Annotated in this window: 19 protein-coding genes; 2 read left to right on the forward strand and 17 right to left on the reverse strand. The window is 50.5% G+C overall.

Going from position 1 to position 24,226, the window contains the following annotated elements:
- Positions 1-91 precede the first annotated feature (91 nt).
- The gene (locus VGN67_RS21335; protein WP_327488942.1) at positions 92-484 is read left to right on the forward strand and encodes a gamma-glutamylcyclotransferase family protein; all 393 of its coding nucleotides are present in this window, start codon (positions 92-94) and stop codon (positions 482-484) included.
- Between the two features lies 1 nt (position 485).
- On the opposite strand, the gene VGN67_RS21340 is transcribed toward VGN67_RS21335, so the two are convergent.
- The 5 genes from VGN67_RS21340 to VGN67_RS21360 form a co-directional block, all read right to left on the reverse strand.
- A complete protein-coding gene (locus tag VGN67_RS21340; RefSeq protein ID WP_327488943.1) occupies positions 486-1,262 on the reverse strand; it encodes a type III pantothenate kinase in 777 nt (258 codons plus the stop codon).
- Positions 1,263-1,937: 675 nt separating this feature from the next.
- Positions 1,938-4,580, reverse strand: coding sequence for a PAS domain-containing sensor histidine kinase (locus VGN67_RS21345; RefSeq protein ID WP_327488945.1), 2,643 nt, complete (start codon positions 4,578-4,580; stop codon positions 1,938-1,940).
- A 292-nt stretch (positions 4,581-4,872) separates the two neighbouring features.
- Positions 4,873-5,790: a TolB family protein gene (locus VGN67_RS21350; protein WP_327488947.1), complete on the reverse strand. Its 918-nt coding sequence runs from the start codon at positions 5,788-5,790 to the stop codon at positions 4,873-4,875.
- A gap of 95 nt (positions 5,791-5,885) precedes the next feature.
- Positions 5,886-6,269 carry a hypothetical protein gene (locus VGN67_RS21355; RefSeq protein WP_327488949.1) on the reverse strand — a complete coding sequence of 128 codons (384 nt, stop codon included), beginning with the start codon at positions 6,267-6,269 and terminating at the stop codon, positions 5,886-5,888.
- A 187-nt stretch (positions 6,270-6,456) separates the two neighbouring features.
- Positions 6,457-6,663, reverse strand: coding sequence for a hypothetical protein (locus VGN67_RS21360; protein ID WP_327488950.1), 207 nt, complete (start codon positions 6,661-6,663; stop codon positions 6,457-6,459).
- 118 nt (positions 6,664-6,781) lie between these two features.
- Here VGN67_RS21360 and VGN67_RS21365 point away from each other — a divergent pair, with 118 nt between their 5' ends.
- The gene (locus tag VGN67_RS21365) at positions 6,782-8,065 is read left to right on the forward strand and encodes a DUF4249 domain-containing protein (RefSeq protein WP_327488952.1); all 1,284 of its coding nucleotides are present in this window, start codon (positions 6,782-6,784) and stop codon (positions 8,063-8,065) included.
- Between the two features lie 1,039 nt (positions 8,066-9,104).
- Here the strand turns inward: VGN67_RS21365 and VGN67_RS21370 are convergent.
- The 12 genes from VGN67_RS21370 to VGN67_RS21425 form a co-directional block, all read right to left on the reverse strand.
- A complete protein-coding gene (locus VGN67_RS21370) occupies positions 9,105-10,532 on the reverse strand; it encodes an endo-1,4-beta-xylanase (RefSeq protein ID WP_327488954.1) in 1,428 nt (475 codons plus the stop codon).
- 86 nt (positions 10,533-10,618) lie between these two features.
- Complete coding sequence (locus tag VGN67_RS21375) at positions 10,619-11,632, reverse strand: zinc-dependent alcohol dehydrogenase (protein WP_327488956.1); 1,014 nt, start codon at positions 11,630-11,632, stop codon at positions 10,619-10,621.
- Positions 11,633-11,683: 51 nt separating this feature from the next.
- Positions 11,684-12,070, reverse strand: coding sequence for a VOC family protein (locus tag VGN67_RS21380; RefSeq protein WP_327488958.1), 387 nt, complete (start codon positions 12,068-12,070; stop codon positions 11,684-11,686).
- 61 nt (positions 12,071-12,131) lie between these two features.
- Entirely contained in the window at positions 12,132-12,551 is a 420-nt protein-coding gene (locus VGN67_RS21385; protein WP_327488960.1) for a VOC family protein, read from the reverse strand.
- Positions 12,552-12,565: 14 nt separating this feature from the next.
- Positions 12,566-14,644, reverse strand: a complete 2,079-nt coding sequence (locus VGN67_RS21390) for a heparinase II/III domain-containing protein (RefSeq protein WP_327488962.1) — start codon at positions 14,642-14,644, stop codon at positions 12,566-12,568.
- Positions 14,644-15,333, reverse strand: a complete 690-nt coding sequence (locus VGN67_RS21395) for an RraA family protein (RefSeq protein WP_327488964.1) — start codon at positions 15,331-15,333, stop codon at positions 14,644-14,646. Before VGN67_RS21395 ends, VGN67_RS21390 begins: the two co-directional genes overlap by 1 nt.
- Before the next feature lie 7 nt (positions 15,334-15,340).
- Positions 15,341-16,039: an SDR family oxidoreductase gene (locus tag VGN67_RS21400; RefSeq protein WP_327488965.1), complete on the reverse strand. Its 699-nt coding sequence runs from the start codon at positions 16,037-16,039 to the stop codon at positions 15,341-15,343.
- A 49-nt stretch (positions 16,040-16,088) separates the two neighbouring features.
- The gene (locus tag VGN67_RS21405; RefSeq protein WP_327488967.1) at positions 16,089-17,804 is read right to left on the reverse strand and encodes a sodium:solute symporter family transporter; all 1,716 of its coding nucleotides are present in this window, start codon (positions 17,802-17,804) and stop codon (positions 16,089-16,091) included.
- Between the two features lie 43 nt (positions 17,805-17,847).
- Positions 17,848-19,266 carry a GH39 family glycosyl hydrolase gene (locus VGN67_RS21410; protein ID WP_327488969.1) on the reverse strand — a complete coding sequence of 473 codons (1,419 nt, stop codon included), beginning with the start codon at positions 19,264-19,266 and terminating at the stop codon, positions 17,848-17,850.
- Positions 19,263-20,774 carry a GH39 family glycosyl hydrolase gene (locus tag VGN67_RS21415; RefSeq protein WP_327488971.1) on the reverse strand — a complete coding sequence of 504 codons (1,512 nt, stop codon included), beginning with the start codon at positions 20,772-20,774 and terminating at the stop codon, positions 19,263-19,265. The genes VGN67_RS21410 and VGN67_RS21415 overlap by 4 nt, the downstream gene beginning before the upstream one ends.
- A 165-nt stretch (positions 20,775-20,939) precedes the next feature.
- Positions 20,940-22,400: a GH39 family glycosyl hydrolase gene (locus tag VGN67_RS21420; RefSeq protein ID WP_327488973.1), complete on the reverse strand. Its 1,461-nt coding sequence runs from the start codon at positions 22,398-22,400 to the stop codon at positions 20,940-20,942.
- Positions 22,401-22,506: 106 nt separating this feature from the next.
- Positions 22,507-24,213 (reverse strand): RagB/SusD family nutrient uptake outer membrane protein, encoded by a 1,707-nt coding sequence (locus VGN67_RS21425; protein ID WP_327488975.1) that lies wholly within the window; start codon positions 24,211-24,213, stop codon positions 22,507-22,509.
- Positions 24,214-24,226: the final 13 nt, after the last annotated feature.

Consider the following 24,226-nt stretch of genomic DNA (forward strand, 5'->3'; position numbering starts at 1 on the left):
CTCGGTGCCCAACCTGTTTCGGCTCTGTTTAGTACTAGTGGACCGAACAGGTACTAATCATAGTGAATATTCAGGTACCTGGGCCTTGGAAATGGAAAAGGAGTACTTATTTGTATACGGTACCTTGAAGCGCGGTTTTGAGAATCCGTTTGCCAGGATGCTGCCACAGTACTCCAGCTGGGTAGGTGAAGCAACCATGCCCGGCAGGCTTTTTCAGGTGAGCTGGTATCCGGGGGCTCTGTATGAACCCGAATCGTCTTGTCTGGTGCACGGAGAAGTATTCCATTTACTAAACCCAGGCCTTCTCCTTAAGGAACTGGACTTGTACGAAGAGGTACTACCGGTAGCAGCCGACAGCTTGTACCTAAGGCGGGAAGTACCGGTAATGTTGGCCAATCAAATAGAGCTAAACTGCTGGACTTACCTTTATAATCAGCCCGTGCGGGAGTTATGGCCCATCAGTAACGGATGTTTTGCCGGATAAATTAACTTTTTAAGGTACTTACCCGTTCCCCAATAATTCGTAATCCATCGAGCGTCAGTCGCCGGTCTATCTCCACAAACTCCTCCCACAGGGTGTCAATAATAGAAGATAACCCGCCCGTAGCTACCGCGATGCAGTCCCCATGAAGTTCATTTCGGATCCGCAGAATCATGGATTTGACCAGACCTTCGTAACCCAGCAGAATACCCGCCTGAATCGCATGGGTTGTATTTTTGCCAATGGCCGAGTCGGGAAGTACTAAAGGTACTTCGGGGAGTTGGGCCGTGTTGGCAAAGAGCGCCTTCACGGCCGTTTTCAAGCCGGGAACTATGGCTACTCCCAGAATTTCTCCCTGCCCGGAAACTGTCGTAAAGGTCAATGCGGTACCAAAGTCGACCACCACGCAGTTGCGCTGGTATTTGGTGTAAGCAGCCACGGCGTTGGCTATCAGGTCGGCCCCAATTTCGTAAGGATGGTCAATGGAAATGTGTATATCCGGAAAAATATCCGGCCCAACCAAAATTGGCTCCTTTCCGAAGAGTCCTTTCAGCATAGTTTGCAGGGTAGGGGTAAGGGGGGGGACTACGCTACTAAGTACCAGCGTCCCGACTTCTCCGGCAGCAATGCCGGCTTCCAGCAGGTGAAGGCGAAGGGTGGTTTCGTAAAAGACGGCTGATTCCTGCACCAGGGATCGGGTGCGCCAAACGTGTATCCAGGTGCCGGCCTGATACAAGCCAAATACGGTATCGGTATTCCCGGCATCTACGGCTAAGAGCATGGTTGGAGTTTTAATACACCGGCAAATAAACGGCATTAAAGCAAAATATCAGCTTTTTTAAGAACTTTTGGTCAAAAACCTGCCGGAAGAAAAAAACTCAGGTTTCCTTTTCTATTTTATTAACCATTTTGACTAATAAATCAAAAAAAGTCAGGGAAAATATCTGAGTGGCCAAAATGGGGGCTTAACGCATTCAATACTTTCCTTTCTCCTCGTCCTAAGTACCAGCCTGTTTTGCTGGCTTTTTGCGGGAAAAAGTTGAGTCAAAACGGCTATAAAGAGAGCTTTGTCTTTTGCAAAATTTTAAAAGAAGGTACCAGATATGGGTACTTCGTATCCGAAAATCATGGTTTTTTGACCAGATACGGACACAACATCTATCCCATTAAAGGCGAGGAAAAATTACCGATACAAGCGGCTGGACAGAACTTCTTTAATGTCCGGTTTTAGCTGAAATGAAATAGACTCCTGCTGTGTAGTTTTGGAAGGAGGTACAGGTACCCTGGTAATTTTAATGATAGATGAATTAGTTAGTAAAGGTATATGTCAGGCCCACCGCAGTGGTCGAAGCCCGGGTATCGACCACTGCGGTGGGCCTGACCTGTCGCATATTCTCCCATCATCTCTAACTTTACAACTCAATTCTCTTATCAATAATGTTTTTGGGTAATGCCGTTAATCTTTCAGCGGCAATATTATACTAAAGGAGGTTCCCTTTCCGATAGTACTTTTAACCGTAATTCCGCCTCCGTGTAATTCTACCACTTTTTTGCTGATAGCCAGTCCCAGTCCACTGCCGACAAACTGGCTGCGGCCGTGCAAACGGACAAATAGTTCAAAAACCCGGTCGCGGTAGGTCTCGTCAAAACCAATGCCGTTGTCCCGGACCCGAATGGCCACCCAGGGCTTGTCAGAAGACAAGGCGGTCGCCTTCAATTCCTCCGGGGTAGCCGGACCCGCTTCGACGTACACCTCGGGGTCAACCTCCTCCCTGGAAAATTTCAGGGCATTGCTAAGCAGGTTCTGGAAAAGCTGTCGTAACTGCACCACGTTTCCTTTGATCACGGGCAGCTGACCTACCTGTATCCGGGCCTTCTTCTCTTCAATAGCCCCATCCAGATCCTGAAGCACATTTTGCACTACTCTGTTCAGGTCGACGATCTTATGTACTTCTTTCTGGCTGGAAAACCGGGAATAGGAAAGTAAACCTTCGATTAAATCCTGCATTCGGCTTCCTGCTGAGCGCATGCGGTTCACAATATCCACGGCATTTCTGGGTAGCAGATGGCCGTATTGCCGGTCGAGTATTTCACCAAAGGATTGAATCTTTCGGGCTGGTTCCTGCAGATCGTGGGAGGCTACGTAAGCAAACTGCTCGAGGTACAGATTGGAGCGGCGGAGTTCTTCCAGCAGCTTTTCCTGCTCCTGCCGTAGCTGTACCCGGTCTGTAATATTCATAAAAGAAAGAATGAGCATGCTGTCGTTGACACGGGTCAGGGAAACATCGAACCAGGAAAGGTGAGCCTCTTCTCCAACCGGAAAAGAAATTTCAGTCCGAATGGGTTCGTCGCTTTGCAGGAAATTCCTGTAGATATCTCTGAAAGCAGATTCGCCCACCACGGGAAACAGGGAGAGGAAAGAATTTCCGGTTAATTTTTCCAGGGGAATGCCCGTGATCCGGGTAGCTCCATTGTTCGCGATTAAAATTTTAAAGTCTTCAATTTCGCCCTCTTCGTTTAAAACCGGTTCCATGGCGAATAATCCGCTGAGGGACCCGTTCAGTACACCCTGAATCATTTCTGTTTGCCGCTGGGCTTCCACCAGTGATTTATGAATGGCCGTCACATCCACGTAATTTATCACTATGCCATTCTCAATACGATGGGCAGAAACTTTAAACCATTTATTGACTGGGGGGTAATAGCGGTGTGCCAATAGCATGGGCTCCCCCGTTTCGGCCACCTTTACAAAGTCTTCAAACAGCTCAAACTTGCCTCCGGTGAGTTTCATCAACGAAGCTCCCACCACATCAAAGCCGAATATTTGTTCCAGATAGGCCTGAGCAATGTGGTTGGCCTTTGAAATAGATAAATCAACTATTATTTGATTTGTATCCCGGATGGTTTCGGCGACAAGAATGGCATTTTCAGAACTGTTCAGGATATTTTCCAGGAGTTTGTTCTGAGCCTGTATTCTGAGGCTGGCATTTTTCCGTTCGGTAATATCCTTAAAAATGGACAGCGCGCCATCATTAAGCCGGGTAACTGACACATCAAACCAAAGCCTGATTTCCCCTTTTCTAAACGGTTGCTCGATTCGGAATGCCTCCCCGGATTCGATGACTTCGGCGTAGGAGGGGATAAAACGGATGGCTTCCGGCGAAAGCTGCCGGAGGGTTAAGTTCTGGAAGTCCTTTTCCCGGAAAAAACCCGAATTAAGTACCGCCTGGTTGTATTGCGTAGCCTTGAAATCAACAATGGTTCCTTTGTCATTACGGATTGGCTCCCAAAGCATTATAAAGTCATGGCTGCTATCCATGATCTGAACCAGGAGTTGAGCCTGCTGTCGGGCCTGACGTATGACCTTTTGCTTTTCGGTACTGCTGTAGTAACTCAGCATAATTCCATCGCCGCACCTGGATACAGCTACGTAAAAACTCTGCTCATGTTGTGGGTAGTACTGCTCATCTACAAACGACTCTCCAGTTTCAATAACCTGGATGTACTTACTGAAATGCCCGATCGACTTTGTGCCAGGATACCAGTCAGTTAACAACCAGCCTACTTGCGCATTTACCCCCAATGCCGGATTTTCGATGGCCGCCTGGTTCTGGTAACTAAGCCGTAGGTTTTCTATTTGACCCAATTCATTCCGGACCGCTTCAAAAATAAGGATGCAAGTCAGGTTGGTCTGCTGAAGATGTTTCCCGATTTCCATAGCCACCTTTTCATTTGCTGCATCAGGATTGTCCAACCGAACTACCAAAGATTCTCCCAATGCTTCGACCTGGTAGTATAGTTCCTGGTTGCGGAGATGAGAATAGGCTGGTTGCAGCAGACCCGTCTGCTGAACTTTTGATTTGTAAACTTCTGCCATAGATTTTTTAAAAGGAGCGGAAGAAACTATTTCCTCAATTAAAATCGGCGTGGCGACCTGGCCAGGGCAGGCAAGCAAAGCCCGGGCCTGCTGATTAATGGCACGTACTTCAAAATCAATCCCATCGCCGCCTTCCTTTGGGTTACAAATCAGGAAACCATGGATAGAGTTATCCAGGACATGATTATATAAAACCTGTGTAGGATCTAAATTCACAAACATCACGAGGAAATTAAACTTTACCCCCTTCCTATACTGGCAAGGGCAAGTTAGATGATTGGATTAATTCCGTATTTGGAGAGGAGGAGTATCTTATTTCTAGCCTAACGGTTAGAAAATACGTCAAACGTTTTACTATTTTAGCGCCTGGCAAAATTAATATATTTTAGGAGTTTTTTATTTAAAGTTTCAATTTCTTAGAAAAGTCAGGGGCAACATTTATTAAACGGCATGGTTTTCTTATTCGGCAGAGTACCCGCGTCCGAAGAAAAATAGTAACTCTAAACCCAGGTACCTACTCCAGCATACGGTAAGTAACAAAGGCTACCTGACGGCCATCCGGTGACCAGCTGGGTACGTTAATGGTGCCCTGTCCTCCGAAAAAGACCTGCGTCAGGTCTTTAATCTGACGGGTTTCCATATTCATCAGCCTAAGCTTCACATCTTTCCCGAACGGGTGCTGGCCTTTTTGGTCTTCTAGGTAACTTATATAAACCAGCCACTTACCATCGGGCGAGGGATGACCAAACCAGTTGTCGTAGGTATCATTGGTCAATTGTTCCTGCTGACTCCCGTCCGGTTGCATCCGGTACAGGTGCATCCGACCAGTTCGGTTGGAGTTGAAGTAGATCCATTGGCCGTCGTAGGAGTATTCAGGGCCGTCGTCGAGGCCGGGCGCATCGGTCAAGCGCTTTTCCTCGCCTCCTTTGGTTGGAATACTATATACATCCCAGGCTTCTTCCCGCTGGGCACAGTAAACCAGGGTTTTTCCATCAGGTGAAATTCCATGCCAGTAGGAGGGGGCCTTCTCAGTGATCAGCCGGGCAGTACCTCCCTCGGCGGGCAATGTATATATGCGGGATTTGGCCCCCTTCGTTACCAGGGGATCATTGTGGCTGACCACCAACAGTTTTCCATCAAACGAAAGACCATGGTCATTGTTGAGGCGGTCGGCGGTGCCGGTGGGTATAATCCCCAGCTTCTTACCGGATCTGGATATTTTTTCCAGTTTGCCGTCCGCGTTGATAATGAAAAACTGGCCATTGCGGGCCCAGTTCGGCGCTTCAAAGTGGCGTTTCTCCTTCAGGAGTACCGTCCTTTTGCCGGTTTTTACATCAATAGTTTCCAGGGTACTTTCAACGTTGGTACGGGGTTGTGCCAGACTAGGTTTTACAGCCAGTGCCAGTAGCCCAAATAGTATGGTTAGTCTCATGAGTTGCGTTTTATTTTATTCTAATAAGCGAACTCTATGACCTGTTATACTGACTACTTTCTGATAATTACAGGCAGGGTAACAGGGAGGTAAGCTTATTCGCGCCAGCCTTCGGGTTTAAACGGGGTACTTGAATTAATGTACTCACAGATGGCCGTAGGTACCCGGGGCGGACCTCCGTAAATACTGATTGCTGGCATATTAGGGGGTGTCGGTTCAGGAGTAGGACGGCGGCCGATGAGAGCAAAAAATAGCTCTTCGTCCCAATTTAGAATTTCACCATTTTCATCATAAGCCCCAATGGGCAAGCCTATAACATCTTTCCGGTCGAGCCAGTAGCGCAGCTCGCTAACCGTAGATGTCGAGAAAAAACCTACTACTATTTCCTTCGAATTGGCTGCATTCCGGATATTCCCGATGGGAGCTGTAGGTGGCGTGTCCGCCAGGTTACCCGAATTCTGGGTCTGGGTTTCGACCACGGTTAATCCGGATAATCCGCGGCTCGGGTAGGTTGGTAATCATGCCATCGACTATTTGCGGGTCAAAAGCATCCACGCAGCCCGATAGTGCCAGGCAAACTGCCAACACGACCAGCCAAGTAATTTCTTTTAGGTTTATCAGAAGCCTATTCGTTTACTCAAACTTAACATTATAGGTCAGACTATGCTACCCGCAGAGTACCTTGATGGAGTAGTTTCCGTCGTTGTCGGTACCGTTGGTGGTTTTCTCGTAGTCAATCACAATCGCCGCCCGTACCAGGGGCCGGCCCGTGGCGGAGTCGCGGACGGTACCCGAGAGGGTGTAACTTTGCTGGGCGTAGCCGTGAATGGCAAGTAGTACAACAAAGGAAAAGAGCAGGTAAAAACGGGTCATAGACAGGCGTGGGAAATAGAGGAATATAGTGAATGAGGGTAGCTCCGGTAACAGAGCGGGAGAAATATAACTAAATATGTAATTAGTGAAAATTTTTTTATACCTTTTTCCACCGAAAGTGTTCACACCCCTGCAGTTCTCTATGCGCACCTATACCAGACTTTCTCTCTGCCTTCTGTTTTTAGCCCTGATACCTACCGCCTGCGTGGATAGCTACGACCCGCAACTGCCGGGGAATATTGATGTTGTCATCGTGGATGGTACCATCAATAACCTGCCTGAGCAGCAGGTTATCCGGCTCAACCGCTCCAAAAGCGACCCCATCAATGGCCGGCCCGGCTTCATGCCCCTGACCAAAGCCATGGTACTTGTTATTGTGGATTCTTCGCAAGTAGTGGAAGCGCACGAAACCGTGGACGGTGTCTACTACCTTCCTGCCGACTTCCGGGGTAAGATCGGCCACGCCTACCAGCTGCGCTTTACACTCAGCGATGGGAGTACCTATCAGTCTACCCAGCAGATTATGCCGGATGTACCTACCATCGGCAAGATACGGGTGGAGTTTAATCTCAATAGCCTTTCCCCTACGCTATTGGATGGCTACACAGCTGCGCACGATTTCTATATTGACACACAGGACCCGGAGGGGCAACCCAACTATTACAAATGGGACTGGAAGGTCTGGGAAAATCAGGAGTGGTGCCGTTCTTGCGAGAAAGGTCTATATTCTATTGATACTGTAGAGGTAAAATATTCAGCAAATGGATTTATGTACTTTGAGACTGGTAACCAATTATTTGAAAAATGTTTCTACCCACCTCCTTCAGTCAATACTGGTAATATACGACCTTACTGGATCTATGATTATAAGTGCCGGACCAAGTGCTGGGCTATCTTCTCTGGTGCTGAACTAAATCTATTTGCCGATAGCTATACCGATGGAAGACTTATTTCTAACCGAAGAGTCGCGCAGATTCCCTTCTACCAACACGGCGGCTCCCTGGTTGAGCTCCGGCAATCAAGTCTTACCCCCTCGGCTTATCGCTTCTACAAGGATATGGAAGAGCAAACCCAGAACATCGGTAGCATAGTTGACCCGCCACCCACTGCCTCGGTAGGTAATGTGCAGAACGTTGCTAACCGCCGTGAGATAGTAGTAGGCTACTTTACTGCTGCGGGTGTCGCTACGGTCAGGTACTGGTTTGACAGGAAAGATACCCGGGGCGAGCCCCCTGGTTTGTTCCTAATGGTAGGACGCGAACCTACCCCCGAGCCTCCACCTCATGAAGGAACAATTGTTCAAATTCTAGATAAAAATAGCTTGCGCGCGCGCCCCTATACGGCTGTTTGTGTCGATAGTGAAAATCAAACCTCTTATATGCCGCAGGGATGGAGGGAGTGAGGCTGCGGGTAGTAAGGCAATTTCATTGAGGATACCATCACGGGAAAGGTCATGATCGAAGTACTCAACTACTACTGGGATTTCACAAGAACTATCTAATCCCTACGATTTGGTGTAAATTACCAGCTAAGGAAGCAATTATGTTCTATTATATCCGGAAGTAGCCTTTCAATAAAACATATATGGCAAGTGAAAGAATACAGTGCTTTTTAATTATAATATCGTTTTAATTTCGTTATAAAAATAACTAATACAAATTTTTTAAACTTCTAATAAATTGGAAAACTCTTAAGAAACTTATAAAAATGAGAAATTAGCAAAGAGGATATACTTGTACAAAAACCAGTTCCCGTTAAAACCTTGGTGTAGCTAATTTATTCCCCCAATTCCCAAAGCTCACTCCTGAAATAACAGGATGAAATGAAAGCGCCGGGGAAATCACCTGTACCCAGACCTGGATATTCGGATGGTTGACTTGCCGAATAGTTGAAAATAAATACAAATCTTTTGAAGTACTTCCCGGTTTAGCAAACAGATAACTAACTTATCCGAAGTGAAGAAGCCGGAACAATTTCATACAATCCTCAGCTACGTCAACAATTTTCATTTAGCAGAATTTTTTTCGGGAAGAGCGATTTAAGATACTCTACCGGTAGTTGCCGAAAATTGAAATAAGTTTGATTTGCTAATTATTTAAGTAGCGTTTTATTACTTCTGATAATTAAACATTATCGGAAGTAATAAAATGACTAGTCGAAACAAATTCAGCCTAAGGCTGCTCTGGGAAGCTGTGAATAGGAGAGGGGGTACTACTGTACTACTAGCTGGAAGTTACCATCATAGCAATGGTTGAAAAATGAGCTTAGTTGTCGATTTAGTATGATTAAGAATCACACATTTATAAAAGATGTCTGGAACTGGCCTAATCAGCAGTCTAAATGTAATCAGTATGAACACCATCAGCCAGATAACCATACTTTTCCGGAGAGGCCCTGCATCCATTCGAACAGGTAATTGCCAGAAGTTGCATTAATGGCCTCTACAGGCTAATGCTCCACTGGTTAGCTCCGTTTTCCTGTAAATGAAACTCGCGGGTACTTTGGCTGCCGTCCGGCTTAGTAACTACTACCTGATAACGACCGTAGAATCCTCTGAAACGGGCTCGCCCGTTCTTATCGGTCGAAAGACTTTGGTTTTTGGTCATCCAGTCGTCTTTTATTAATTTTTTGAGTCGGTTGTAGACTGGCTTAGGATTAAATTCCCGGTCTACCAGACCTCCACCTTTCAGCCAGATCATGCGGTCAGAGAAGCCCCACCAGTGGATAGAAACCATCGCCGGATGACTGAAAGCTAAGGTGTAAAACTGCTCGGCAAAGTCGGCCTGGGTTTCCTCGGTCCAAGTACCTTCGCGCCAGCTGCCGGTAATGGCCTTACCCGACGACTGCGGAATAAACTCGGTAATATGCAGGGGTAATCCAAATTCGTGGAGCCGGTCAAAGGTTTCCATCACCTCAACCGGAGAAAACCACCGGTCCTGCGGTTCGTGCGCCTGAATACCAATGCCCGTCACCGGCACGTTGCGTTTTTTCAACTCTTTGATGAGTTGGTAGTACTTCTCGCGGACTTCGGGTCGGGCAATTACGTAAAATTCATTGATGATAAAGTCTCCCGCCGAATCGGCCTGGTGCGCCCAGCGGTACGAATTTTCCACCCAGGGAATGGTTTCTTCCAGCGTAACTCCCTTTACGTTGTAGCGGGTACCTTCGTTAATTTCTCCCTTTACATTCTGTGAATCTTTCAGGGCCCGTTCCCAGGGAACGGTAGTAACCGGTTCGTTCACCACGTCCCACATCGTAATCTGGTCTTTGAAGCCGGCCACCAGGTTCTGAATCCGGGCCCGGTACAAATCAGTGGCCTGGTCGGCGGGTAGTTTCAGGAGCCAACGGGGGGTACCAGCGGTATGGGTCCAGCCCAGGGTGTGTCCCTTGGGCGTGACGCCGTTCTGCTTACACCAGTCAAGTTTTTCCTGAAGCTTCTGCCATTCGGGCTTGCCCTGCTGCCCCTCGTAGGGAGACCACTTGACGGTTAGCTCGGTAAAATTGAACAGCCCTTTGAACATCTCCGTGAATTTTAGGGCTTCCTCCGGTTTGAGGTTGGGTCGAAGTACTTCCTCGGAAAGGTTGCCGAACAGAAAGTCCTGCGTTAGCTGATTGACCTCCACTTTTAGGTTGCGAAGCACCTTACCCGCCGCGTCAGTCACCGTCAGTTGGGCCTCACCCTTGCGGTATTTTTCAATATTCTCCCGGGCCTGCCGGAAATACTGTTCTTCAAGGCGCTGGCGCTCTGCCGGGGTTAATTCTTTCGAAGTACCCGTTACAGCCGCTGTATTTTGTACCTGCTGGGCCGAGGCCGGTTCAGTACTCCAAAGCAGCAGTAGCGCAACACCAAAAGCGATTAGGTTTTTCATGAAATAAGTTTTGCATTACGTACGGAAGCACCTTTTATATACATACTTCGGGTATTTCCTTACTCTAAGGTACCTAAAAATAGGAGTTACTGGCATGCCAGCAGGTACTTCATGCCGGCAGGATTGCTGTCAATGGTTTTGAATACTTCCTGGGCTTTTTCCAAAGGAGACACTTCGGTAATGAGGGCATCCAGAGGTAGCTCATCACTGGCAGCCAGCGCAATAGCTTCCTCAAAATCCTGCGGCTCGTACACCCGCGCCCCGATCAGTTTGATTTCCCGCCAGAAGAAGCGAAACAGGTCCACGGATTTGGGCTGCGCGTGAATAGCTACCATCACGATGCGGCCCCGGGCGCGGGGTAGTTGGGTCATGGCCGTTACGCCCGCCTGTACTCCCGATACTTCAAAGACCAGGTCAGCCATCGCTCCCTGGGTGAATTCTTCCACGGCTTCTGTCAAATCCTTTTCCAGTGGATTCACCGCCGTCAGACCAAGCGTTTCGGCTAGGGCAATGCGGCTGGAGTTTACTTCTGAGACCAACACCCGCGCCCCTTTGTGCTTAGCCACCAGGGCAATGAGCATACCTATGGGCCCGCCACCAATGACGACCACGCTTTCACCAGCCTGTAATTCGCCCAGACGGACATCATGGCAAGCCACGGCTAAAGGCTCAATGAGCGCGCCAATTTCCAGGGAAAGCGATTCGGGCAGGCGGTGCAGGGTGTGCGCCGGAACGTTCCAGTATTGCTGCATGCCGCCGGAGGTATCGATTCCAATAAATTTCAGGTTTTTGCCAATGTGATTCTGTCCGTAGTCGGACGCATGTTCGGCACCTGGTTGCAGGGGGCGCACTGCCACCCGGTCGCCAATCTGCCAGCCCGTTACACCCGCCCCCAGTTCGGCGATTTCGGCGGATACTTCGTGGCCGATCACCTGCGGAATCCGGACCCGCTGGTCCATGTTGCCGTGGTAGATATGTACGTCGGTACCGCATACTCCACAGTAGGCTACTTTCAGCCGGACTTCGCCCGGTTGCAAAGGTACGGTGTCGGCTTCCTGGACTTCAAACTTTTTATTTCCTGTATAATATAGGGCTTTCATAGTAAGCAGATTGAAAGTTTCTAAATAGAATTGTTCAAGTAAAGCACCAGATCACCGTGGTCTTTCGACAAGTTGTAATACATTATTTTCCGGATCAAAGAACGTCCGGACCCTTCCGCCTCCTGTAGCGGGAGAAAGTACACTGGACCATTTAATCTGGTGAGCATCCAAGTGTGTAATGGCCGCTTCAATATCGTCTACCTTGAAGGCGAGGTGCGACCAGCTTGGTGTCAGGTTGGTACGAAAAGGCCTTTGCGTTTCATCAATTGGTAAGATTTCCAGAATTGTTCCATCCTGAGCTTTAAGTAACCAGATAGGTCGGGGGTCTACGAACAGGAGTTCATAGCCTAGCACATCACAGTACCAGTTGGCCAGTTTCTCTCCATTTTCGGCAGCCACCGCCGGGTGGTCTATTCCTTTAATTTTAAACTTTTCCATTGAAAATAATTATCAAGTCTGATCGAATAAGTAAGCTAAATGACCGGCAGGTCACGAACTATCAGGGAGTTCCGCCCCTTTCCAGAATCTGTATCATGTTACCTTCGCCGTCCAAAGCGTTGCGGACTTTTCCGCCGCCGATGGCGTTGATGATCTCGCCGGTCCACCGAATCCCTTTTCGATCCAGAATCTGGATGGCCTCTTCCAGATTACTCACCCGGAAAGCGATATGCGACCAGCCCGGAGTCCAGGTGGTGCGTTGCTGACGTACCGTACCGTCTTTGGGCATCACTTCCAGCAAGGTACCGTCGGGAGCTTTCAGCATCCAGACTGGTTTGCCCTGAGGGCTGCCCGTAGGGTGATGAAACCATTTCTCATAGCCCAGCATATCGCAGTACCAGTTGCAAAGTACCTCCACATCGTCGGCGGCTACCGCCGGATGGTCTACGCCCGTAAAATTGAGTTTTTCTTTGTTTTCCATTTTTCAAGTAGTATTCAGGACTCAGGATTAAGTACCCGTTGCAGAGAATAAGTTCCCTGCTCCTGTATGACGTCCCAGCGCCGTCCGTGCCCCGATACCATCAACATGTTATTTGCCATTCCATCCTGCAAATGCAGCGTCCAGGTATGCTTCCCGTTGGTCAGGGTGTGGCTATTTCCTGCTGATTCTAATTTCCAGCCACCAATAGTGGCACTATCATCCAGGGCCAGGGCGTGGACAACGGTACGGTGGGTATGACTTTCTTTTTCGGTAAAGCGGTACACCAGGCCACTGCCGGGCTTTCCTTCTCCCCGTTGGTTGGGTTCTACGTGGTAGGCGTCGTGCACGTAGCCGTACACCGGATGGCTCAGGGTACTCGTTCCGAGATGGAAAAGCCGTAAACCTGCTCGGTTTCGTTTTATGGTTAAGGAATTATCCTTTGACTCTACACGGGTATTTCCGTCCCGGTTATTGACCAGCCAGTTCCAAACCGTCGTGACGGGCTTTTGCGACCTGATGGAATCTACCACGAACACAATATGACTACCCGCCATAATCCAAATTCTGGTAAACTCGGTGAGAGGAGCCCCGTAAACGGCACTTACCTCCGCTCCCACGACCGATATACAGTCGTCCCGCCGGGCGATCAGACGGTGGTTTCCGCGGTTAATGGGCGCGCTGATTCCGCTTTCCCGGATGAGCCGACGGGCCAGCACGCTTTTCTGTTCCAGCAGCGTGGCCTTGGCCAGGTCTTCCTGCAAACCCAGACTATCATTTTCGATCAGGAAAGTACAGGTATTGTGCGTTTGGGAAGAGCTTTCCAGCCCGTGAATCAGGTTCCGGTAGCAGCTATGGCCCGGGTCCACCAGTAGGCGCTCCTGGTTATAAGCCAGAATAAAGCTGTTCAGGTCGCCGTGCAGGTGCCCCGGACCGTGCAGGGGCTCGCCGCCCCCATTGATAGCCAGGATGGTACTCCCTTCCCAGTCATCCCGAACAAACAAGTTCCCATTACTAAAATGGCTGACCAGAGGTAGCCCGGCTTCCGTCGGAGAAACCGGCCTTGCGGTCTGTACCAAAAGAGGAAGCGTCAGGAATCCCCAGTCATTGACCATGCCAAAGGTAGCCAAGTCGTGCGGCCCCTGGTAGGGTACCGGCTCGTAGTAGGTCGCAAACAGCCATCGGGCCAGTCCGGCCTCGGTTGCATCGGTATGGCGGCTGGCGATATGTAGCAGCAGATCGCCCGAAGAGCGGAAAAGAGCCGCGCTGTCGTTAAAATTAGCGGCGCGGGCGCGGGGCTCTTCTCCCCAGCCCGTCACGGGTTTGGCGTAGAACATGCTACTGGCAATCCACCGGGTACCCCGGGCGTAGGCGGCTACTTCCAACTGCTCCGCTTTCTGAGGGTACTTTCGGACTACTGCCTCGTACGCAAGCATCAGGGCGTAGGCCAGGTAGTTGCCGTATTGCAACGATTCGGCGTAGGAGCCATCCGGTTGAAAAGCCTGCGCGCAGGTTTGCCATTCGGCCAGGGTACTATCTACCGTAGCCTCCTTTTCCAGCACTACCGCTGCAACAAGAAGTCCGGAGGTCAGGATGCCGCGCCAGTTGGCCAGGTGAGAATTGGTCTGCAGCCAACGCTGACACAGTGTGATTCCTTTCTCCCGCAGGGCTCCTTTAACTTCGGCTACTTCATTTTCTGAAAAAACAGGTTGCGCCAGATCCAGAACGGCCGACAGGGCCCAGCATAGGTGAGCCGTTTCCAGGTGGCCGCTCAGGGGCTCGGCGTGGCTCCGGAAGGCGGGGCCAGCCCAGTCGTACAGGGAGGCACCCGCTATCTGCAGGGATTGGATCCGAATCCATTCGGCCAGGTCAGCGTCGGGCTGTAAGGCGTACAGCATGGCAGCGTCGGACAGGTACTCGGCGGCCGGATAGTACCAGGCCGTGGTGTCTTCGGCCTCCTGTAGCTGTTTTCTTTTGACTCTTCGGTAAACCCGCTGGTACAGCGCATCAAAAAAGAGAGCGGTCAGGCGGTCCTGCGTCTGTAGTCGCTGCTGAATGGCCTCCCGTTCACTATCCGTAAGAAACGCCCGACCCATCAAAAGTAACCTCCGTTTTTTACCACGTCGGTGGGGGTCATGCCGCTTTCCACCATGTCTTTTATGCCGGACTCCTTATCCAGAATGGCCTCGGCGGCGATTAGTACATCATAGGCAATGTCCTGCGGAATGGCGATAACGCCGTCAATATCGCCGAAAATCCAGTCACCGGGATTCACGATAACCTCCCCCATCAGGACGGGCTTCTGGTAGTAGTACATTTTAAAGCGTCCCAACATACCCGTGTTAGACTTGTACTTATAAAAAACGGGGAATTGCTGGTCCAGAATCGCCCGGGTGTCGCGGATTCCGTTCACAATAGCGCCCCGGCAACCGGCCCGCATGGCCGCCATGGTCATAACTTCTCCCCACTGGGAGGTAACCGTGTCGCCGGTGCAGTCCCACACCACTACTGAGTTATTGGTCAGGTCTTCGAGCATCTGAGCCCGTAGCTCCATCTCACCGTCGGTGGTTATGTCGGGGGCGCCTTTGACGGTAAAAGCCTGACCGGCCATTTTCATCTCCTCCCGCAGGGGAGCAAAGTGCGAGGGCAGGCTGGTGGCGTGCATTTTATAGTTGAACCGTAGCACGTCATTGACTGCGCCCGTGTAAAGACGTAGGTACCGCTCACGCATTTCCGAAACGGGAATGGGAAAAGGAGGCGCTTTATGTTTGCCGTTTGATTTCATAGGATTGTCAGGCTAAAAATTTCATGTTATCAAAATTAATCTCTCTTATTACTACCTCTTCGGGTTGGTTGAGCACAAATACGATGACCCTGGCTACGTCTTCCACTTTCAGAAATTTCTCGCGGGGTACCTGCCGGTCGCCCCAGTAGTCGCTGTCGGTTGGGCCCGGATTTACGTCGGTCACTTTAATACCCAGCTTGATGGCCTGGTCGGCCAGACCACTGCTAAGCCCACGGGCACCAAACTTGGAGGCACAGTACAGGGGAGCGTTGGGATTGGTCCGCTGACCCGCCATGGAAATAACTGTTATGATATGGCCATGTTTCCTGGGCTTCATGACTTTTAGGGCTTCGCGGTTGCTGAGAAACACCCCCCGCATATTCACGTTGACCATTTGCTCGTAGGTATCAAGGTCCGTGGTGGCCAGGTCGAGCGATACCATTCCGATACCGGCATTATTAATAAGCATATCCACGGTACCAAACGCCTGTAGACAATCCATAAAACCGTTCCTCACGTCATCTTCCACGCTCACATCCCCCCGGAAAGACCGCAGATTTGGGTGGTCTACTTCATCAGCCAGTTGTCGGCTGCGGCTGAAATCAAATACTTTCGCCCCAAGTTCCAGGAGACTTTTTGCGGCTGCTTTGCCAATACCACTCGATGCACCGGTGATAAATATTACTTTGTTTTCTATGTAATTCATTGAATTCAGTTTAAAGATTAGAGTAAGTCAGGGTCCCGCCAGGCGCGACTTAGTCGGCGGGTGTTTTGATTTTGTTCATTCGATTAGGATGGTGGGGTGGTTGGACAGAATCTTCCGGCTCATTCTTTCTCATGGCCCACCAGATGACTCCCCCAATGAGCAGACACACAATACCTGATGCAATGGACAGCGTGCCGCTGAGTTGGTCGAGGTAGGGCAATCCCATACCGATGAAAAGTACGGCGGAGAACAGGAGCGAAATAGCGTACAGGTACTTAAGAGCTTTTTCAAAATTCCGGTCGACGGAGGGTTTGTCCACAATCGGGCTGTTCAGCACCTGGAAAAGGGCCCGTACCCGCTCGCGGTAGGCGGCATTTCCGTTGTTTTGTAAACCCGAAGCCCAAAAGATGACCAGACAAATTATAACTTCTATGGTAGTGGCCAATTCCCAGGAGAAGTACTGGGGAAGGGCGTTCAGGGTGATTCCGGTAATGGACCCTACGATGATGGTCAGCATGGCCCCTCCTGGCGTAGCTTTTTTGTTGACAATTCCCAATACCAGCGGTATTCCTACCGGAATGGCTAGTATACCGGTAAATAACTTATTGGCTTCGAATGCTCCGCCAAAGTCGTCAATGAACAAGGCGCCCAGCAACACCAACAGCCCTACCAGGACGGAGGCCACCTTGGCCATCATAAATAGCTGCTGGTCGGTCGCATTTTTGTTAATCAGGCGCTGGTAAACGTCTTTGGACAATACGCTGGCCACCACGTTGTACTCCGAGTTGAGAGAAGACATCGTAGCCGCGAACATGGAGGCGATCATGACGCCCATGAGCCCGGGGGGTAAAAGCAGGCTGGATATAGCCACGTAGGCCATTTCTTTGTCCGGCAGCTCGGGCATGAGCATGCGGCTTACGATGGGCGGCACCATGAACAGGATGGGCGTGACCAAAAACAGGGCCGCCGTGAGGTAGCCTACCTTCTGCGCATCTTTTTCGTCCCGCACCGAATAGAACCGCTGGATGAGTGTCCAGTTCTCGTTATACTTGATGATAATCATGAGGTAGTAAATGGCCAGCCAGAAAAACTGCCCCTTGGGGCCGTTAAACCAGTTGAGGTGCTCAGGAATCTGGGCTTCAATGGCCGAAAATCCTCCTACCCGATTGAGCGACAGCCAGAAGAGCATAATAGAGGTAAACAGCAGGATAATAAACTGTACCGTACCCATGATAGAAACCGCCCATAGCCCCCCGTAAAGCGTAAAGCCGATAACAATGACGGAGGAAAGTATCATGGACATGGGCAGGGAGAGCGGGGTGACGGCCGTCAGAAAGATACCGATGGCGTACAACCGGACGGTATTGTCCAGAATCCGCATCAGGATACCTACCCAGCCGACGGTCTGCCGCAACGAAGCGTTAAATCGCGTTTCCAGGTACTCGACGGGCGTGGAGACATTGGACCTCCGCCACTTTTTGGCAAATACCGCGGCGGCAATTACACAGGCGGGTACTGTACCCATAAAAACAGTAACCGAAACCAGCCCGTGCTCGAAGGCAATGCCGGCATAGGCAACAAAGACGAAGGTACTGAACAGCGCCATGAAATTGCTGATGCCCGCCGCAACCCAGGGCAGCGCCCCTGACCCTTTGGTGTAGGCATTCAGGTCCTTCACGTACCACTTGAAGAATATACCAATACCGGCCATCAATACCATGTAAAGTCCAATGGCGACGTAATCGAGGGTGACGAGTGAGGTCATAATAAGCTGGCGTCTGTCGTTAAATCTTGTGTATTACCGGTAGTTACTGTAAAGCGCTGTGGTCGGCAATAAGTACCGGGTAGTCGGGCACCGGAATGCCGGTAAACTCGTAAGCAGTACCCTTTTTCTTCCAGTTAGCTTTGGGGATTTCGTAGATGGTACCGGTAATGAAATCCACGAGAACGGGGCGGGTAAACTTTCCGTTATTCACCGTCACGGTCGTTGGCTTTGGCTCATAGGAATCGGCCGGACGGGCCTCGCCGCTCCACAGAGTAACCAGGGTACCTCCATTGGTAGTGTTTTTGTACTGGAAGGCCGCAACCGTGGACTGGTCTACTGCCGGTTTTTCCTTCGGGAGGAGTTGAATCTCACTATCGAACAGAGAAAACACGTGCTGAGCCGCCTTATACGCTGTTTTGGGTCGTTCAATGGTTTTATCCGGATTGGTTTTCAGAATCCCTTTTGTATTTACCCCTACCATGTGGTCACCGGCGGCATAATGTATATCGCTAATAGTAAAGAGGTTGGTCGCAATGCCCCGGCCGTGGTCGCCCAGCATGCGTCGCAGGTCCCACTTGGCCTGGGTAAGTTCAGACCAGTCGTACTGGCGGAGGGCGCCAATGGTGACGTTGCTGGGCGTTGAGGGAGCGCCATTTTCACCCTGCATAAATATAATGTCCGGTCTGCCGGCGCCCCGGTTGTAGCTCCACACCAGCTCACGCATTTTTTCTATCTGAGGATAGGAGGTGTCGGGATTGGGGGCGTAGCCGTGGTATGTCAAGATGTCGATGTACTTCAAGCCGTCATTTTCTTTCAGAAAATCCAGGAAATCCCGCATGAAGTCAAGCCGGGTCACACTCGCCATCCCCAGCGCGATGAGACGGGCATCCGGCTGAACCTGCTTGACAATTTTGGCCGTGCGCAGGTAAAACTCTCCAATTTCCTTCCCCGTATGTTCTTTATTGAGGTCCGGCTCGTTCCATATTTCCCACTCGGGTACCTGGCCCTTGTAGCGGGTCACCATGGCCCGCACCCAATTGTCCCAGGCCGCCAGGGCCTCGGGGGAGGTAGGTATATGCCCGGCCAGCTTGGCCTCTCCTCCTCCTTCGTAAATAGGGTTTCCGTACGACAGCTCCACCCAGGGGGCCACGCCCCGCGCCGCGGCATCGGGTATGACGGCATCCAGCCAGGCAAAGTCGTACTGACCTTTCACTTTTTCGGTTTTGGCCCAGCCTCCCTGCAATCGGATACGCTTGGCCCCCAGGGGGCCGAGGTAGTGCTTGTAGGACTGGTAATCGGTGTAGTCGCGGTCCATGGTTTCCCCACCAATGGACCAGGTACTTGATTTGATGTCTTTGGCATCCCGGGTTTTGAGCTTCCCGATTTGCTTCCAGTCCGGTTGCATCTGCGCCTGCATGGCCCCTCCGGAAAGGAGAAAGAGGAGTATTAGAAACTGTTTCATAATTTTTTGATTTTTAGGACGGATTGGTCAGCAATCAAAACCGGAGCATCGTAGACCGGAAGGTTCCGGAAAGTGATGGCATTTTCCTTCCTTACTATTTGATTGTCAGGAATTTCGTACACGCCCCCCGTAATAACATCCACAAAGACTGGCTTGTCAAAATTGCCATTCACAACGCTAAAATTGATCGTCCGGGTCTGGTTGGAATTGGTAGGTATGTTTTCGTCCACCCACAGGGTAAATACCTGCTTCTTTGTCTCCTTATGTTCATAGCCATAAACCGCCAGACTCCGGTCGGTACCTTTGTTGTACTTCACCTCGTTTGGGCCTGTTTTGGCGTTGAGGTTGTGCGTATCTTGAAGGTCTTTGATCCGCACCAACTGGTCATCAAATACCGATGCCACATTTTGCATGGCGTAGTAGACAATCTTGGGACGAACGGCTCTTTTTGTCGAATCCGATTCTATCAATCCTTTTACGTTAAGTCGCTGGATGGGGCCGCCGCCCATAACCGCATAGTTCATGTCAATAATACCCAGAATGCTGGATTCAATGTCGTGTCCCAAGTCGCCCAGCATCCGGCGGGTGTTCCACTTGGCCTGTGATAATTCCGTCCAGTCGTAGTCGCCGAGGGCACCGCGACCGCCACCACTAAACGACGGCGAACCGTTCTCGCCCTGACGCAGCTTTACATCAGGTGCGTACTTATCCAGTACCCGCCGCAAATCCGCTACCCGGTCGTAGTTGGAATCGGGATTGTAGACATAGTCGTGGTAGGTCATGTTGTCGAATAGGTGCATCTTTCCTTTTTCATGAATCCTTTTGAAAAAAGTATCTGCCCACTTCAGGTCAATGTGGCCCATGGATAAGCCCGAAATCCGGGCCTGGGGCTGAATCCTTTTGATGATTTCAGCCGTTCGGATATTCAGGTCAGCTACCTCTTCCGGCTTATTGATTTCGTTGTCACCAAAATTTGGCTCATTCCAAACCTCCCAATCCTTTACCTTGCCCTTATAGCGGGTAACGAGTGCTTCCACCCAGCGGTCCCAGGCTGCCAGTGCCTGCGGAGAAGTAGGGATGCCGGCGCTGAGATTGATTCCACCACCACCGGGGTAAATCGGGTTACCGTAGGAGGTTTCCAGCCAGGGCTCCAGGCCCCGGTCGGTAGCATCATTGATGATTTTGTCGAGCCAGGCCCAGTCGTACTGACCCTTCACTTTTTCGGTCTTGGCCCAGCCAGCCTGCATCCGCAACCTTTTGATTCCCAGTGGCACCAGGTACTGCTTATACTGCTCGTAGTCGGTCATGTCCCGATCCAGCGTTTCGAGGCCAATAATCCAGTTGGACGATTTGATGTCGGTCGTACTTCTGGGCTGGATGGTACCAATCCGTTTGAATGGAATAGCAAGGTCCGTCTTTACCCGATGGGCCGACGTGTCTATTTTTTGGGCTACCGCCAAAGGAGTATAGCCCAGGGTTAATAAAAAGAAAAGCGATAAAAACTTCATAAAAGGGTACTTTCTATGGATGTACTGCAATGACTTTTATTCCTTCAGAGTCTTTAAAAGGCAAACTGGTGATTTTACGGTTTCCTGCTTGCTCAGGTAGCATTCCGCGTGCACTTTTTCTCTTCCCATCGCCACCGGTAAAAACAAGCACAAACAGCCAGGTACTTACTGCTTTATCACCAGGGCTTTTTCTACGATAAGCACCGGCGAATCGTACAGAGGAATATTTTTAAAGAGAATTGAATTTCCGGTTTTGGTCCAGTCAGATTTGGGTATCTCATAAATGTGCCCCGTCATCAGATCCACGTAAACCGGAGCTGTAAAACTCATGTTGTCGGCCTTCACCGTCACCGGCGTAGTCCTGAAATCGTTGGTGGGATTCTTGCCGTCCAGCCACAGGCTGATCAGGTTCTTTTTACTGCTCCTGTTCTGGTACCCATACAAGGATACTGATTCCCCGGTATCGGCGGTCAGGCGTGAATCGGGGTCGAGTTCAAGGGTATTGTCAAAAACAGACGCCAGGTTCTGAACGGCATAGTAAGCTACTTTGGGCCGTATGGCCGCCATGGTAATATCCGACTGAATAAGTCCTTTGGTGTTGAGCACCGCCCTGTCTCCCCAATTGTAATAAATATCAATTATAGTAAAAACGGAGGTCTCGATATCGTGTCCGAGGTCACCTAATAACCGCCGCATGTCGTATTTGGCCTGGGTGTATTCGGTCCAGTAGTACTTGTCCAGGGCAAAACTTGGGATGTAGGTGGAGGGAGCCCCGTTTTCACCCTGGCGAAGCTGAATTTCCTTGGAATACTTTTGAAGTACATTCCTTAACCCAAGTACCCTTTTTTCAGTATAGGCCGCCTCGGGAGGCATGGTATAGCTGTGGTAGGATATCCAGTTGAACAAGTCGAGCTTTTTCTGGTCAGCGATAACCTTCAGAAACCGGTTGAGATAGGCGGTATCGCTGTTGGACGCAAAGGCCAGGCCGGCAATATTGGCTTCGGGCTGAATCCGCCTGATAATGCTTGCCGTACGAATATTCAATTCAGCCGTTGTTTCGGGGGTTATTTTTTGGCCCGGATGGTCGGGTTCATTCCAGATTTCCCATTCCTTTACCCGGTCCTTGTAGCGTATGGCTAGTGCTTCCACCCAGCGGTCCCAGGCGGCATAGGCTTCGGGAGAGGTCATCAGACTATTGAGCAGGTTAGTACCTCCGCCTCCTTCGTAAATGGGGTTGCCGTACGAAGTTTCCAGCCAGGGTTCGAGCTTATGAGCCACCGCGTAGTCAATGATCTCGTCCAGCCACTTCCAGTCATACACGCCTTTTACCTTTTCACATTTGGCCCAGCCCGCCTGCAATCTTATTTTTTTGACACCCAGTGGGGGCAGGTAGGCTTTGTAGTTGGCCCAAACCGTATGGTCACGGTCCAGGGTTTCGCAGCCTACGGTAATCCGGGACGCTTTGATTTCCTGGCTTGAGCGCGGGGTTAAGGTACCTAGCTTTTTATAGGAAATAGTAAGGGGCGTTTTGACCCGGTCGGCCGTGGTATCAATAAATTGTCCCCTTCCGGAAATGGAAACGCAAATACAGACAACAAGTACTAAGCTTCGCTTCAAGGAAAACATGGATACCGCTGGGTGAGGTTGTCCCCGGCCGGGCTATTAAACGCCGGCCGGAGGTAGTTTTTCAATTAGTTCAAAACTAAATACAGCAATGTACAATCTTAAGTACTTAGTAGCCCGGATTCTGCTCCAGTTTAGCGTCTTTGTTCGCTTCGATTTCCGAGAAGGGAATCGGGAAGAGAGCGTGAAAATCCTGAATATTGGGCGCGTTGAGCGGGTTGTATTTCTTCACGCGCTCCACTAATTTACCCATCCGCGAGAGGGTTACCCGGCGGTCCTCTTCGAAAATGAGTTCACGGGCCCTTTCATCCAGGATGTAGTCGAGCGTCACTTCGGCGGGAGTTACAGGTTTGGCTTTGGCCCGGTTGCGTATCAGATTGATGTCGGCAGCGGCTTGAGCAGTATTGCCTTTCATCAGGTAAGCTTCTGCCCGCAGGAGTATGGTTTCGGGCAACCGAATCATATACATATCCCGGAAGGTAGCTCCCGCACTGGCTTTCAGAGTCTGTTTGGCGGCATCCTGCACGACACCCGCCGGGTGCTGACCGGGCGTAGTAATTTTCGACGGAAACGGATACCAACGCCAGGAAGCAGCTATCCAGTTGGGAGCCGGAAAGTCAATCAGGCTTTTACCCACATAATTCGGTGAGGCCGGATTGGTGTAGACAAAATCGCGGACGATGTTGAATGGCGAGGTGCGGATGTCGGTGACGGAGGCATCCAACTTGCGGTTATCTTTCTTGGGGTCCAGACCCCAGATATCGTAGGTCCAGTAATCGGACGGACGGACGAATGATACCCCGCGCCCGCCACTGTTGAGTGTCGAGGCCGACGCATTGTCGAGCATGGCGGCTTTGCCACCGGGATCAACAAGGGAGAAAACCGCCGGCGCAACCCCCCGTTCGAGGTTATTCATGGAGCTACCCGACGAAGTCAACACCCCGCCGATAACATCTAATTCGTACTGAATGACCCAGATAGACTCCATATTACCGGACTTGCGGTTTTGGTTGCCCACCCGGAACAGGTCGTAGAACACGTCACCGGGTTGCGATCTAAGGCTGCCAAAACGTTCGGTCATCAATTTCAGGTTCGAATTTTCAATGACTTCTGTAGCGGCCGCAATGGCCTTGTCGTAGTCTTTGAGGGAAAGGTAGGTTTCGGCCAGTACGTGATTCGCCACGGGCTTACTCAGTTTGCCGTCTTTTACGGCATTGATAGCGGGCAAATTAGCGGCCGCATCGCTGGCATCGGCAACAATCTGCTGGAGTACCTGCTCCTTGGTGGCCCGCGTAAAGTTACTTTGCGGACTACTTACCTCGTTAAGAATCAGCGGAACACCTCCGTAAAGATGAACCAATTTGAAGTAGGCATAGGCCCGAAACAATTTGGCTTCCGCGCCAATGAGTTTCTTCTGAGCCTCTGTGAGCTGCGACGTACCTACCCGCGCAATGATGGTGTTGGCATTCGAGATAATCTTGTACCACCGAATCCAGTGCTGTTGCGGAATATCGCCCTGTGGGGTAAGCGATACGGTATAGTTACCCAGCCGCGACTGGTCTAACCGGGCGTTAAAGGCAATATCCGTACCCAACACTTCGGAGTACTGGTTTGCCCCGGGATCCACACTCTGAGTGGCCCGGACACGGGCGTATAGATCGGTGAGGGCGGCATTGAAGTTGCCTTCGGTGATAAAGGAGTTTTCGGGGCTGTAAAAATCCAGCGGCACCTCGTTCAGAAACTCTTCTTCCTTGCATCCCGCCTGGGACAGCATGACACCAGCAAGGAGTGCTATTATGAATTTGTTGGCTTTCATGGGATTATCAAGA

The organism is Telluribacter sp. (assembly GCF_035998675.1).
Classification (GTDB): Bacteria; Bacteroidota; Bacteroidia; order Cytophagales; family Spirosomataceae; genus Telluribacter.